At 49.0% G+C, this 13,010-nt stretch carries 16 protein-coding genes; 10 read left to right on the top strand and 6 right to left on the bottom strand.

Going from position 1 to position 13,010, the window contains the following annotated elements:
• Window positions 1–21 precede the first annotated feature (21 nt).
• Genes ACYQ1O_RS13870 through yidD form a run of 3 tightly spaced genes read left to right on the top strand, consistent with a single transcriptional unit; the run spans window position 22 to window position 1,323 of the window.
• A complete protein-coding gene (locus tag ACYQ1O_RS13870) occupies window positions 22–477 on the top strand; it encodes a DUF302 domain-containing protein (protein WP_459992521.1) in 456 nt (151 codons plus the stop codon).
• Between the two features lie 42 nt (window positions 478–519).
• Window positions 520–918, top strand: coding sequence for a hypothetical protein (locus ACYQ1O_RS13865; RefSeq protein WP_459992520.1), 399 nt, complete (start codon window positions 520–522; stop codon window positions 916–918).
• A gap of 12 nt (window positions 919–930) precedes the next feature.
• On the top strand, window positions 931–1,323 hold the full coding sequence (gene yidD / locus ACYQ1O_RS13860) for a membrane protein insertion efficiency factor YidD (RefSeq protein WP_459992518.1): 393 nt from the start codon (window positions 931–933) through the stop codon (window positions 1,321–1,323).
• 67 nt (window positions 1,324–1,390) lie between these two features.
• Here yidD and ACYQ1O_RS13855 read toward each other — a convergent pair whose 3' ends face one another.
• From ACYQ1O_RS13855 to rpmB, 4 genes are all read right to left on the bottom strand, one after another.
• The gene (locus ACYQ1O_RS13855) at window positions 1,391–2,329 is read right to left on the bottom strand and encodes an alpha-E domain-containing protein (protein WP_459992516.1); all 939 of its coding nucleotides are present in this window, start codon (window positions 2,327–2,329) and stop codon (window positions 1,391–1,393) included.
• Window positions 2,329–3,780 (bottom strand): circularly permuted type 2 ATP-grasp protein, encoded by a 1,452-nt coding sequence (locus ACYQ1O_RS13850; RefSeq protein ID WP_459992515.1) that lies wholly within the window; start codon window positions 3,778–3,780, stop codon window positions 2,329–2,331. The genes ACYQ1O_RS13855 and ACYQ1O_RS13850 overlap by 1 nt, the downstream gene beginning before the upstream one ends.
• 386 nt (window positions 3,781–4,166) lie before the next feature.
• The gene (gene rpmG / locus ACYQ1O_RS13845; RefSeq protein ID WP_014150284.1) at window positions 4,167–4,322 is read right to left on the bottom strand and encodes a 50S ribosomal protein L33; all 156 of its coding nucleotides are present in this window, start codon (window positions 4,320–4,322) and stop codon (window positions 4,167–4,169) included.
• Between the two features lie 11 nt (window positions 4,323–4,333).
• Window positions 4,334–4,570, bottom strand: a complete 237-nt coding sequence (gene rpmB / locus ACYQ1O_RS13840; protein ID WP_459992513.1) for a 50S ribosomal protein L28 — start codon at window positions 4,568–4,570, stop codon at window positions 4,334–4,336.
• 129 nt (window positions 4,571–4,699) lie between these two features.
• Here rpmB and gshB point away from each other — a divergent pair, with 129 nt between their 5' ends.
• The 7 genes from gshB to ACYQ1O_RS13805 are packed head-to-tail and all read left to right on the top strand — an operon-like array spanning window position 4,700 to window position 10,355.
• Entirely contained in the window at window positions 4,700–5,671 is a 972-nt protein-coding gene (gene gshB / locus ACYQ1O_RS13835) for a glutathione synthase (protein ID WP_459992511.1), read from the top strand.
• Entirely contained in the window at window positions 5,649–6,530 is an 882-nt protein-coding gene (tolA, locus tag ACYQ1O_RS13830) for a cell envelope integrity protein TolA (RefSeq protein ID WP_459992509.1), read from the top strand. The genes gshB and tolA overlap by 23 nt, the downstream gene beginning before the upstream one ends.
• 24 nt (window positions 6,531–6,554) lie before the next feature.
• Complete coding sequence (locus tag ACYQ1O_RS13825) at window positions 6,555–7,118, top strand: YqgE/AlgH family protein (RefSeq protein ID WP_459992508.1); 564 nt, start codon at window positions 6,555–6,557, stop codon at window positions 7,116–7,118.
• Window positions 7,119–7,127: 9 nt separating this feature from the next.
• Entirely contained in the window at window positions 7,128–7,598 is a 471-nt protein-coding gene (gene ruvX / locus ACYQ1O_RS13820) for a Holliday junction resolvase RuvX (protein WP_459992506.1), read from the top strand.
• Window positions 7,599–7,602: 4 nt separating this feature from the next.
• Window positions 7,603–8,109, top strand: a complete 507-nt coding sequence (gene pyrR, locus ACYQ1O_RS13815; protein ID WP_459992504.1) for a bifunctional pyr operon transcriptional regulator/uracil phosphoribosyltransferase PyrR — start codon at window positions 7,603–7,605, stop codon at window positions 8,107–8,109.
• A 3-nt stretch (window positions 8,110–8,112) separates the two neighbouring features.
• Entirely contained in the window at window positions 8,113–9,078 is a 966-nt protein-coding gene (locus tag ACYQ1O_RS13810) for an aspartate carbamoyltransferase catalytic subunit (protein ID WP_459992502.1), read from the top strand.
• Complete coding sequence (locus tag ACYQ1O_RS13805) at window positions 9,078–10,355, top strand: dihydroorotase (protein ID WP_459992501.1); 1,278 nt, start codon at window positions 9,078–9,080, stop codon at window positions 10,353–10,355. Before ACYQ1O_RS13810 ends, ACYQ1O_RS13805 begins: the two co-directional genes overlap by 1 nt.
• Before the next feature lie 126 nt (window positions 10,356–10,481).
• On the opposite strand, the gene ntrC is transcribed toward ACYQ1O_RS13805, so the two are convergent.
• Complete coding sequence (gene ntrC, locus ACYQ1O_RS13800; protein WP_459992499.1) at window positions 10,482–11,897, bottom strand: nitrogen regulation protein NR(I); 1,416 nt, start codon at window positions 11,895–11,897, stop codon at window positions 10,482–10,484.
• Entirely contained in the window at window positions 11,884–12,939 is a 1,056-nt protein-coding gene (gene glnL / locus ACYQ1O_RS13795; protein WP_459992497.1) for a nitrogen regulation protein NR(II), read from the bottom strand. The genes ntrC and glnL overlap by 14 nt, the downstream gene beginning before the upstream one ends.
• Between the last annotated feature and the right edge of the window lie 71 nt (window positions 12,940–13,010).

Here is a 13,010-nt window from a genome sequence, read left to right as displayed (position 1 = left end):
TATCTAAAAGTTGGTCAAACTATGTTTAAATTATCCGCCTTACTAACCTATGCCGTCATTGCTTGCAGTTGCGCTAGCCAATCCAAAGGCGAATTCATCCCCTATTATCAGGTTACCACTCAAAAACCTTACGACGATGTATTGGCGGAACTGGAGATTGCCATCGCCGAAAACAATTTTAGGGTTACTGGACACAGCCGCGTCGGCAAAGTGATACGCGAACGCGGTACTGCCGATTTCCCTGATTACGACACCCTTCAATTTTGCAATCTAACCCACGCCAAAACCATTTTGCAGATGTCACCCGCCACCATCCGCTACATGCCCTGCAATGTTGTGCTATACCAAGACCACGGCAGCACCATCGTTAACATACACCTGATACCGACTGATACCGACGATGAAGCATTAAAAGAATTTTCGGTTAAAATGAATGAAACGCTGCGAAAAATCGTCGATTTTGCTGTCGCAGAGTGACAAAAAATTTAACCATCACTATCGGAAACCAACATGTATTCAATGAAAGCAACAACTCTTCTCATGAGCCTGGCGATAACCCTTTTAACAGCCTGCTCCACCACGCCTGAAAAAACAGAATCCACGCCAGTAGCCGAAGCACCCGCCACTCCAGTAACCAACGACTTCCCTACCCGCGATCGTGTCGAATATGTATTAAACTGCGTTGCCCAGCACGGCGGGCTTACTTACATCAGCCAGTACGCGTGTGGCTGTAAAATTGACAAAATCGCCGAAAAGATGACGTTTAGCGAGTACGAAGCAGCAAAAACCTTCACTTATTTGAAAAGCACCCCAGGCGATGCTGGCGGCGTATTTAGAGACCCTACGCAATCCAAAGACTTACGCAAGAAATTAAAAGAAGCGGAAGAGTACGCGGAAAAAAATTGCTTTGTAAAATAAAGCCGAATAACCATGATGCGCTATGCAGCGGCGGCATCAATTTCCGCCTATCAAAAATATTTGTCTCCGCATAAAGGCTTTTGCTGTGCGTATCGACATAAGACCGGGCGTCATTCTTGCTCTGAATTTGCCAAACGCATCGCCTTAAGGCATGGCGTCATCATAATGTTGCGGGCATTGCCAAGACAGCTTGCCCGCTGCAAAACGGCCTACCAAAACCTTTCTCTAAATGCCGCCACTGTACAAAAAAAGCAAAGGCGGCATAACAAAGACAAAAGCTCTGCTCTCGACTGCCTTAATTGTGACATTTGCAACTGCCTTGAACTGCCAGTTCAAATCTTTAAATCTACAAACTGCGAAACCATCAATATTTGCGATGTTGGCCCTTGCGACTGTTCGTTTTGAGCCAACAACACTGCCATATCATTATATAAAATACCAAAACAAGTATGGTTAAACTTGGCTATCAACGCTATTCGTTAACAACCGTCAAAAACCAATTGTCGGTGATTTGCCCATGCAAACCGCCCAGTTTGTTTTGCAAATCGTCCAAGATGCCACGCAACTGCAATTGCGTCACTTGCTGGATGTCGATCGACTGCACATAAGATTGCAACTCAACAATTTTTTCCGGCAAATCGCCATGGTTCGGCAAACGGTTAATACTGTCAGAAATTTCCACTACGCAACACCCCACCGACCTTGGCAAATTGGTGTTCAGCAGCAGGAAATTCAGCACATCATCGCCATTAATACGGCTGCGGACATGCTGACGATACATCAATAAAGCATTTAGGGCTTTTAAAATATTCATCCACAAAATCGTTTCATACTGACGCATTTCGTCACTGCGCGATTCTGACAACAACAATGAGGCTAAGTCCAAAATCCGGCTGGTCATATCAGCGCGTTCCAAATTTCTGCCCAAGCGGATAAAGCGATAAGGATTGTTATGGCTCATGTAGCCTGACAATAAACCCGTAAATCGCTGGCAACCCTTGAGGATTTCGTTAAGGAACAACGATCGGCTATGGCGATTGGTAATGGCATCCAGATTAGTCTTCGCATACAAATACATTTCATTAACTTGTTCCCACGCCTCATCGGGCAGCAAATCCCGCGAAGTACGGATATTTTCACGCGCCATGCTCAGTGATGAAAATAACGACCCCCCATAATTGGCATCCGCCAACAAAAAGCGGGTGACGTTGCGTTCATTAATCGTATTGTACTTTTCGTGGAAAGCTTCATCGGCACTATTAATGCGGATAAGCTGTTGCCATCCCATTTCTACGCCTTTAGGCAAATCCATCAATAAATTCATATGCACACTGACCAAACGGGCAATGTTTTCGGTGCGCTCCAAATAGCGGGCCAACCAATACAAGCGTTCTGCTGAACGGGATAACATTAGCCCTCCTCCATACTGATAATCCAAGTGTCTTTGCTGCCCCCGCCTTGTGACGAGTTAACCACTAACGAACCTTTTTTTAACGCCACACGAGTTAAACCGCCCGCGGTGACAAACGTTTTTTCGCCTTGCAATATAAACGGCCTTAAATCAATGTGACGCGGCTCAAGTTTGTCATTGCACAAAGTTGGTGCGGTCGAAATCGAAAGCGTAGGCTGGGCAATGTAATTGCGCGGATCTTTTTTAATGATTTCACGGAATGCTTCCACTTCCTGGGCTGTCGCGTGAGGCCCTACAAGCATGCCATAGCCGCCCGATTCATTGGCGGGTTTAACGACTAATTCAGCCAAATGCTCCATGACATAGTCAAGATGCTCTTGGTTGCTGCACAAATAAGTAGGAACATTCGGCAAAATAGGCTCTTCATTCAGATAGTAGCGGATCATCTCCGGCACATAAGCATAAACGACCTTATCATCCGCCACGCCGGCACCCGGGGCGTTTGCCAAGCCGACATTGCCCGCTTTCCATGCTCGCATCAAACCAGGAACACCTAACACGGAATCCTTACGGAACACTTCCGGATCAATAAAATCATCATCAATACGGCGGTAGATCACATCTACTTTTGCAGGTCCTTCAATGGTGCGCATATAGACGCAATCATCGTCATCAACCATCAAATCACTGCCTTCAACGAGCTGGGCGCCCATTTGTTGGGCAAGGAAGGCGTGTTCAAAATAGGCGGAATTGTAAATACCAGGTGTCAGCACCACAATTTGTGGCTTGCCGTTTTGGTGCGGCGCAATCGAACACAGCATTTCCAATAATTGGGTAGGGTAGTCATCAATGGGCAAAATATTGATGTCTTGTAACAACTCAGGAAAGACGCGCTTGGTGATGATGCGATTTTCAAGCATATAAGAGACACCTGAAGGTACGCGCAGATTGTCTTCCAGTACGTACATAACGCCGTCCTTATCCCGCACCAAATCAGTGCCGCAGATATTGGCCCAAACATTATGCATTGGCTTCATGCCGACACATTCCTTCCGGAAATTCTTAGAGCTGTTGACAATTTCGCTAGGCATCTTGCCGTCTCTAATAAAGGCCTGTTCACTGTAAACGTCGCTAATAAAACAATTTAGCGCCGTCAATCGCTGCTTAAGGCCTTTTTCGATGATTTTCCATTCTTTACCGTCCAAAATCCTTGGAATAATATCGAATGGCCAAGCCCTATCGATATTGCCTTCATCGCTGTAGACGGTAAAACTAATCCCCATCTCCATAATAGCAAGCTCGGCGGCAATTTTACGCTTGTCGATGTCTTCTTTATTGAGGGAGTTGAGATATTGGCACAAGCTGTGGCTGACAGGTCGCGGCTGGTATTCAGAATACATCAGCTCATCGTAGGCGACATCGGTTTTATAATTTTCCCAGATAGATTTCATAGCATTCACTATTGATTAATTCACTTAGGCTTTAGCATAAAACATGCCACAAGATTTTTTCTAAGCCAGAACTAGGGCTTAAAAAGGTATCTCAAAATACCATAAATTGATTAAGAATTACCGGAAAAATTAAAGGCGCTATGCGTTATGGTTTTAACGCTTGCAATTTAGGCACTTGCCGAGAACAAACTCAGCGAGGGATAGATTTATGCCCGTTTCATTTTGGCAAAAAACGCACCACAATAGGGCAAAGCAATAAAGGAAACCGTTTAACGCTAAAATCTAGTTTTCTGAAGGGGTCTTTAAGGGGACACTGCCCGCCTTAGCCCAACCACAACCGCAAAAGTTGTGGTCAGCCTAAACACCAAGCGGCAGCAAAAAAGCAATTACTTAATTTTTGCTTCTTTGTACATGACATGCTTACGGACAACAGGATCAAATTTTTTGATCTCCATTTTTTCTGGCATGGTGCGTTTGTTTTTGGTGGTGGTGTAAAAATGGCCTGTGCCTTCGCTAGAAACCAATTTAATTTTATCGCGCATATTTAATCCCCTTAAGCTTTGACGCCGTTTTTACGCAAATCCGCCAATACGGCGTCGATGCCTTTTTTATCAATGATACGCATACCTTTGGCAGAAACACGCAGACGAACCCAACGGTTTTCGCTTTCTACCCAAAAGCGGTGATGTTGCAAGTTAGGAAGAAAACGTCTTTTGGTTTTGTTGTTGGCGTGTGATACGTTATTACCAGTAATCGGATGTTTTCCGGTTACTTGACAGACTCTGGACATGGATGACCTCTACTATGTACCTAAATTTAAAAGCTAGCCAAACTTTATACCAAAAAATCTTTTCAAGGTAAATAACAATCTATAAAATGAATGTAATCAACGGCCTTGTAACCTTAAAAGAGAGCGTCCATGCCTGTTAAATTCGGTATGATTATGGATTCCATCGATCATATCAAAATCAAAAAAGACACCAGCTTTGCCATGTTGCTGGAAGCCCAAGCCCGCGGCTTTGAACTGCACTATATGGAACTGGGTGATTTATACATGCTCAACGGCATGGCCTATGCCCGCACCCGCACTTTAAAAGTCGAACGTAACGAAAACGGCTGGTATCGTTTTATCGACGAGCAAGAGCTGCCGCTGCATAAGCTTGATGTCATCATGATGCGCAAAGATCCGCCTGTCGATCAAGAATACCTTTACGCCACTTACCTGTTGGAACGCGCTGAAAGTTTGGGTGCTTTGGTGGTTAACAAGCCGCAATCTTTGCGCGACGCCAATGAAAAGCTCTTTACCGCCTGGTTTTCACATTGTTGCACCGAAACCCTGGTCACCCGCAACGCCCAACGCATCAGAAGCTTTCTTACCGAACATCAGGACATCATCGTCAAACCCTTAGATGGCATGGGTGGCGCATCGATTTTCCGCGTTAAGCAAGATGACCCTAACATCAGCGTCATCTTAGAAACCATGACCGCTTTCAATAGCCGACAAATCATGGCGCAAAAATACCTGCCTGCCATTAAAGATGGCGACAAGCGCATACTGATGATAAACGGCGAACCGGTGCCTTACGCGCTGGCGCGCATCCCTGCGCAAGGCGAATCACGCGGCAACTTGGCGGCGGGCGGGCGCGCCGAAGGCCGCCCGCTCACCGAATGTGACCGCTGGATTGCCCAACAAGTCGGCCCCACACTAAAAGCCAAAGGCCTGATGTTCGTCGGCTTAGATGTCATCGGCGACACCTTGACAGAAATCAACGTCACCAGCCCCACTTGTGTTCAGGAACTGGATCGCCAATTTGGACTCAATATTTGCGGACTCTTATTGGATCAAATCGACCATGCGCTCAAACAAAATGGCAAGAACAACCAGCTTTGATCCCAGTTCAAACATTTCCGACAAAGACTCGCTGCTGATAACACTATTTATCGCAGCAATTGTTCATATTATGGTTATTTTAGGGGTTAACTTCACGCTGCCCCGCCCCCCTAAAGCAAGCCACTCGATAGACATCACCCTCATCGACTCGCCCGCTCTTAAAGCTCCCAAAATTGCCAAACACTTGGCGCAAGACAACCAAACAGGCGCTGGCGAACAAGCCAAAAAGCTTCAGCCTCCGCCAAAAAAAATTGCCCATCAAGGCAACAGCGAGGTTAAGGAATTGGTCGAAAACACCATTGAACAAAGCCAACCCAAAACCGACACCAAACGCCTGACCCAACAACGCGCGGAAAAGAAAATTGAAACCGCTGCCAAGTCAGATATACTGAACCAACAGGAAGCCGAACTGCGACCACGCATCACCGCAGAAACCTTGCAAGAGCAAATCACCCAGCTGGGTACAGAAATCCGCCTCAACCAACAAAGTGCGGAACAATCCAAGATCAAGTTTGTTGACCAAGTCAGCGCACACAAATTTGTTGCCGCCCAATACATTCAAGATTGGCAACGCAAAGTGGAACGCACCGGCAACATGAATTACCCCCAAGAAGCGGTGAAGAAAAATTTCTCAGCCAGTTTAACGATGGATGTCGGCATTAACATAGACGGCAGCATTTACAGCCTGCGCATTAGCAAATCCTCAGGCAATGCGGCATTGGATGAAGCCGCCAAACGTATCGTCAGGCTGAGCGAACCCTTTCCACCTTTGCCTTTAGATCTGACCAAAGAACTCAAAGTACTGGTCATTTCCAGAACTTGGAGTTTTGCTGACCGTTCCGGCATGACCGCCCATTAATCCTTAACCATAAGGCATATTCGCATGAAAGAAGCTAATTACTTAAATAATCAGTTTATTATCGCCATGCCCAGCCTGGCGGATCCTATTTTCTCCCACACGGTCACCTACCTCTGCCAACACAATAAAGAGGGGGCGCTGGGGATTGTCATCAACCGCCCAACCGGCATGAAACTGGGTGAAATTTTCAAGCAAATGGACATCCGCGTCACCTCGTTGGCTGCCACCGAAGCCATGGTATTTGCCGGCGGCCCAGTACAACAAGACCGCGGCTTTGTACTGCACACGCCCTGCGGAAACTGGAACGCTTCCATGACCATTTCCGACAATATTGCCCTGACTACCTCACGGGATGTATTGGAAGCCATCGCCGTCGACCAAGGCCCCGAAAAATACTTGGTTGCCCTTGGCTACGCCGGCTGGGGCGAAGGCCAATTGGAAAAGGAATTTAAAAACAACGCTTGGCTCAACACACCCTATGGCAAACAAGTGCTATTTGACACCCCCATCAACCAACGCTGGAGCGCAGCCGCCGACCAAATCGGCATCGACATCAACAAACTGACCGCCCCAGCAGGTCACAGTTAACCTTAAATAATGGCAAAACCTGACCCGTTACTCGCCAAAATCAGCACCGATACGTACCTTGGTTTTGACTTTGGCGTAAAAAAAATTGGCGCCGCCGTCGGACAAGCCACCACCGGCACCGCCAGCCCGCTGCAGACCATTCGCGCCATCAACCAAGCCCCCGACTGGACAACCATCGGCAAACTTATCCAAGAATGGCAACCCGCCGGTATCGTGGTCGGTATTTCCAGACAACAAGACGGCACAGACAACCCCGTGACGCCGCGTATGTTAAAATTCTGCCGACAACTGGAAGGCCGCTTTAACTTGCCGGTTTTTCAACAAGACGAGACCTTATCAACCTTCGAAGCCAAACAACTGCTATTTGATGAAGTGAATGTCAACGCCACAAAATTATGGGCAGTGCAAGACCAGCTAGCCGCCCAACTGATCCTGCAAAGCTGGCTGAACGACCCGAACCACACTTCGGCAAAAGGATAAACCGATGTTAGCTATTGACACATTAATGAACAAATTGGAACACGACTTAAAACAAGCCGTTAACCAACGTAAACTGAACAACCCCGTGATGATCGGCATCCGCACCGGTGGCGTTTGGGTTGCCGAACAACTGCACCAACGCCTACAACTTGCCGAACCCCTGGGCTTATTGGACATAACGTTTTACCGAGACGACTTTTCGCAGATTGGCGTACACCCCAACGTCAAACCCAGCCAACTGCCGCCGCAAATAGAAGGCCGCGACATCATTCTGGTCGACGACGTGTTCTACACTGGACGCACCACCCGTGCCGCGCTTAACGAAATTTTCGATTATGGACGCCCCAATCAAGTCTTGTTGGCGGTACTGGTGCAACGGGACGGCAAACAAATCCCGTTCCAACCGGATTGCTGCGGCGCCACCGTCACCCTTAACGCCGACCAACGCCTAAAACTGTCCGGACCCGAACCCTTAGCCATCCATCTTGAAACCGCAAGCACACACACCTAAACCATGTCTGCAAACTTACAACTCAATTCGGAAGGCAAGCTTAAACACTTTCTGACGATCGAAGGGCTGGACAAAAACCTGCTCACCGAAATCCTCGACACCGCCGAATCGTTCATCGGCATGAGCGACCAGCAAGTCAAAAAAGTCCCCCTGCTGCGCGGCAAATCCATCGTCAACCTCTTCTTTGAAAACAGCACGCGCACACGCACCACCTTCGAACTTGCCGCCAACCGCCTGTCTGCCGACGTGCTGAGCATGAGCATCGCCACCTCATCCACGTCCAAAGGCGAAAGCTTGCTCGACACCATCCGCAACCTGGAAGCCATGTATGTCGACATGTTTGTGGTCCGTCACGGCATCAGCGGCGCGGCGCATTTCATCGCCCAGCAAGTTGCACCCCACATCAGTGTCATCAACGCTGGCGACGGACAACACGCCCACCCCACGCAAGCCATGCTCGACATGTTCACCATCCGGCAAATGAAAGGCGATTTTAGCCACTTACGAGTCGCCATCATTGGTGACATCTTACATTCGCGCGTCGCCCGTTCCGAAATTCAAGCCCTCAACACTCTCGGTGCGGCGGAAGTAAGGGTCATCGCCCCTAAAACGTTGCTGCCCGCCCATGTTGAAAAACTGGGGGTGAGCGTTTGCCACGACTTGCAACGCGGCCTGCAAGACATTGATGTCATCATCATGCTGCGCCTGCAAAAAGAACGCATGACCTCTGCCCTGCTGCCCAGCGAAAGCGAATACTTCAAATGCTTTGGCCTGACCGAAAGCAAACTTAAAATCGCCAAACCCGACGCCATCGTCATGCACCCAGGTCCGATCAACCGAGGTGTGGAAATTGATTCGAAAGTCGCCGATGGCCCACAATCGGTCATTCTTAAACAAGTCAGCAACGGCATTGCCGTACGCATGGCGATTATGGCCATGGCGATGCAAAAACAAGGAGTGTCAGCCTAATGCGGATCATCATTGAAAATGGTCGAATCATCGATCCCGCCAACCAAATCGACAAGCAAGGCTCGCTGTACATCGCCGACGGCAAAATTGCCGCCGTCTTTAACGAGCCGGACGGTTTTGTAGCCGACTTGCGCGTCGACGCTAGCGGACAAATCGTCTGCCCTGGCTTTATTGACCTCAGCACTCGTTTGCGCGAACCCGGACAAAGCCGCAAAGCCACCTTTAAAAGCGAAGCCCGCGCCGCCGCCAGTGCAGGCATCACCACACTATGCCTGCAACCGGACACCAAACCGGTCATCGACACACCCGCCGTTGCTGAGCTGATTAAAGAATTGGCAGACAAGGCCGACTACCCGCAAATCTTACCGATAGCTGCCCTAACCCGAAAACTGGAAGGCAACGAACTCAGCTCCATGCTTGCCCTCAAGCAAGCTGGTTGCATTGCCGTCAGCAACGCCCGCGCACCGATCACCAACTTGCTGATCTTGCGCCGCGCCATGGAATACGCCGCCAGCCACGATTTGCTGTTCATCTGCCAACCCAACGACTATTGGCTGGGCAACAAAGGTTGCGCCCATGAAGGCGAGGTCGCCACACGCTACGGTTTGCCTGGCATACCTGAAGCCGCCGAAACCATCGCTTTGGCGCATTGTTTGGAATTGGCTGAACTCACCGGTTGCCGCGTGCATTTTGGACAAATCAGCAGCCGCCGTTCGGTGATAAAAATCCAACAAGCGAAAAAATACGGCCTCAATATCAGCGCCGACGTTGCCATTCACCAACTGCACCTCACCGAAAACGACATTATCCCGTTCGACAGTGCTTATCATGTCTTACCGCCGTTGCGTACCGAAGCCGACAAACAATTCTTAAGACAAGGCGTAGCGGGCGGCACCATCAACTGCATCAGCTCCGACCACCAGCCGCACGATGTCGATGCCAAATTAGGGGCTTTTCCGGAAACCGAACCCGGCATTTCCTCGTTGGAAACCTTGCTGCCACTCACCCTGAAATTGGTCGCCCAACACGCCATTGACATGCCGCACGCCATTGCCGCGCTAAGCCAACGGCCCGCAGAAATCTTACGTCTGAACAGTGGTGCATTAACGCCAGGCTATTCAGCAGATGTCTGCGTATTTGACCCTGAACTGCTCTGGCAAGTGGATGCCAGCACTTGGCAAAGCCAAGGCACTAACACTCCGTTTTGGCAACAAATATTAAAGGGACGCGTGACTTATACCTTCCAAGCAGGCCGACTGATCTATCAGCTGCGCTAAATTTCCTGCATTCGCACCGGAAAGCAATGATGGCAATACTGTGGGGATTTTGATCCGAAATACGTCGGGCATTTGCAAATATGCAGCCCTTTAGTTGCGCTGCATGGCATTAAGTGCAGCGCAATCCTAATCTTCTATGCCCAATTCCTTAATTTTTCGGGTCAGTGTATTTCTACCGTAGCCCAGCAAAATCGCGGCTTCGTGGCGTTTGCCATGAGTGAAGCTTAAGGCAGCTTTGATGAGAATGGATTCCACGGCAGGAATGGTTTGCTTGGCAACATCGCTTTCTTTTTTAAGCAATTGCTGGTCTACCCAAGTTCTGAGCAAGGATTCCCAATCGACACCGCCAGTGGTTTTTTCAGCGGGGGCATTCAGCAGTTCGGGCGGCAAGTCGTACAAATGCACTTCGCGGCCTGAAGCCATCACGGTCATCCAGCGGCAGCAGTTTTCCAGCTGACGGACATTGCCAGGCCATTCCAACGTACTTAAAAAAGCTTCCGCTTCGGGTTTCAATATTTTGGTTTCGGAGTTTAATTCGATCGCCGCTTGTGCCAAAAAATGTTTCAGCAACAAGGGAATGTCTTGTTTACGGTCGCGCAGTGGCGGGATGTGGATGCGGATGACGTTAAGGCGATGGAACAAATCTTCGCGGAAACGGCCTTGTTCGACCAAGGTTTCCAAGTTTTGGTGGGTGGCGGCAATGATGCGGACATCGACTTTAATCGAAGCATGTCCACCAACCGGATAAAACTCACCATCCGCCAACACGCGCAACAAGCGGGTTTGCAGTTCGGCGGGCATGTCGCCAATTTCATCCAAAAACAGCGTACCGCCGTTGGCTTGTTCAAAGCGGCCTGAACGCCGAGCCTGGGCACCGGTGAACGCACCTTTTTCGTGTCCGAACAGCTCGGATTCCATCAAATCTTTAGGGATTGCAGCCATGTTAAGGGCGATGAACGGATTTTTGGCGCGCGGGCTGTGGCGATGCAAGGCTTTGGCGACCAGTTCTTTACCTGTGCCGGATTCGCCATTGATTAAAACGGTGATGTGCGAACGCGCCAAGCGGCCTATGGCGCGAAACACTTCCTGCATGGCAGGTGCTTCACCGATGATTTCTGGCGAGCTTTCGGTTTCCAAGATAGCAGTTTCTTTTTGCGCGGCCTGTTGTTGCCTGCCATGAATGCAGGCGCGATGTGCCAACTCGACCACTTCTTTGATGTCAAACGGTTTAGGCAGGTATTCAAAGGCACCGCCGTGGAAAGCTGAGACAGCGCTTTCCAAATCGGAATGGGCGGTCATGACGATTACCGGCAAATGCGGGTGGCTACTTTGGATGCGCCCTAGCAATTCCAAGCCATCCATGCCCGGCATGCGAATGTCGGTGAGCAGAGCGTCGGGCAAGTCTTCCTGCAAAGCAAGCAACAGGTCTTTGGCATTGGCAAAACTGCGGGTAATGATGGAGGCTTTTTGCAAAGCCTTTTCCACCACCCAGCGTATGGACTTATCGTCATCTATGATCCAGACCGTTTCAGGCTTTTTCATCAGTCAGCTCCACGGGTAAAAATATTGAAAAGACGGTATTGCCTGGTTCACTACTGCATTCAATCATACCGTTGTGTTGGTTGACGAGGGCCTGGGCTATGGACAAACCGAGTCCTGTGCCTTCAGCACGCCCTGTCACCATGGGGTAGAAAATTTGGTTAATCATGTCACCGTCTATGCCGGGGCCATTGTCGATAATGTCGATTTTTGCCGCCAATTTGTAAAACTTGCGCCCGACAGTCAGGTGTCGGTGGATGCGTGTCTTCATAATAATGATGCCTTTGCTGGCTAAGGCTTGGACGGCATTGCGGGTGATATTTAAAATCGCTTGGATGAGCTGATCTTTATCGGCCTTAATATTAGGAATGCTGGGGTCGTAATCACATTTAATCATCAGGCTGCTGCTGGCTTCCACTTGCACCAATTGGCGGACGCGCTCCAGCACTTCGTGGATATTCAACGGAATTTTGTTGGGCAGTTTATTGGGGCCGAGCATTTTGTCCAGCAGGCCTTGCAAACGGTCAGATTCAGCAATGATGATCTGGGTGTATTCCTTTAATTCAGGATCTTGCAGCTCCAAGTCTAACAACTGTGCCGCGCCGCGTACGCCGCCTAAAGGATTTTTAATTTCGTGTGCCAACCCCCGCACCAGCAAGCGTGCCGTATTTTGCTGGTTAAGCTGTTGTTCCTCTTTGGAAATACGCAAATGGTTATCGACTTGCTGCATTTCTACCAATACTTCTTTAACGCTATTTTTGTCCAGCATTGGGGTTGCGCTGAAATTGACCGTCATCGATTGGTTCATGCGGTTTAGGGTTAGCTCCTTATCGAGCAAAGGTTCTTCCATGCTAAAGCAATGCTTAATGTTCATCAGAAAAGCAGGGTCGGAGCTTTTAAACAGCTCTTGCGCACTACAGCCACGCAAATGTTTGGCACTATCTGCCAGTAAAATTTCACCCGCACTGTTGATGTAAGTTAGCTTTAATTCACGACTAAAAAGCAAAATCGCAGTATTCAGATGCTCTAGTATGCGTTTGTACATGGGAAAGGTTTAATGCCGCAGGCAGAATGAAGGGCTTTGCAATTGAATAGCAATTTGCAGACCAGTTTTTG

The organism is Methylosoma difficile (assembly GCF_054657615.1).
Note: the sequence above shows the minus strand (reverse complement) of the source record. Positions and strands in the feature narration are given on the sequence as shown.

Coding starts and splice junctions, on each gene's coding strand:
- ACYQ1O_RS13865 (WP_459992520.1), top strand. CDS start 520: ATGAAAGCAACAACTCTTCTCATGAGCCTGGCGATAACCCTTTTAACA.
- tolA (WP_459992509.1), top strand. CDS start 5,649: ATGGCAAGAACAACCAGCTTTGATCCCAGTTCAAACATTTCCGACAAA.
- ACYQ1O_RS13805 (WP_459992501.1), top strand. CDS start 9,078: ATGCGGATCATCATTGAAAATGGTCGAATCATCGATCCCGCCAACCAA.
- ACYQ1O_RS13825 (WP_459992508.1), top strand. CDS start 6,555: ATGAAAGAAGCTAATTACTTAAATAATCAGTTTATTATCGCCATGCCC.
- gshB (WP_459992511.1), top strand. CDS start 4,700: ATGCCTGTTAAATTCGGTATGATTATGGATTCCATCGATCATATCAAA.
- ruvX (WP_459992506.1), top strand. CDS start 7,128: ATGGCAAAACCTGACCCGTTACTCGCCAAAATCAGCACCGATACGTAC.
- yidD (WP_459992518.1), top strand. CDS start 931: ATGATGCGCTATGCAGCGGCGGCATCAATTTCCGCCTATCAAAAATAT.
- ACYQ1O_RS13870 (WP_459992521.1), top strand. CDS start 22: ATGTTTAAATTATCCGCCTTACTAACCTATGCCGTCATTGCTTGCAGT.
- rpmB (WP_459992513.1), bottom strand. CDS start 4,570: ATGTCCAGAGTCTGTCAAGTAACCGGAAAACATCCGATTACTGGTAAT.
- rpmG (WP_014150284.1), bottom strand. CDS start 4,322: ATGCGCGATAAAATTAAATTGGTTTCTAGCGAAGGCACAGGCCATTTT.
- ntrC (WP_459992499.1), bottom strand. CDS start 11,897: ATGAAAAAGCCTGAAACGGTCTGGATCATAGATGACGATAAGTCCATA.
- ACYQ1O_RS13850 (WP_459992515.1), bottom strand. CDS start 3,780: ATGAAATCTATCTGGGAAAATTATAAAACCGATGTCGCCTACGATGAG.
- ACYQ1O_RS13855 (WP_459992516.1), bottom strand. CDS start 2,329: ATGTTATCCCGTTCAGCAGAACGCTTGTATTGGTTGGCCCGCTATTTG.
- glnL (WP_459992497.1), bottom strand. CDS start 12,939: ATGTACAAACGCATACTAGAGCATCTGAATACTGCGATTTTGCTTTTT.
- ACYQ1O_RS13810 (WP_459992502.1), top strand. CDS start 8,113: ATGTCTGCAAACTTACAACTCAATTCGGAAGGCAAGCTTAAACACTTT.
- pyrR (WP_459992504.1), top strand. CDS start 7,603: ATGTTAGCTATTGACACATTAATGAACAAATTGGAACACGACTTAAAA.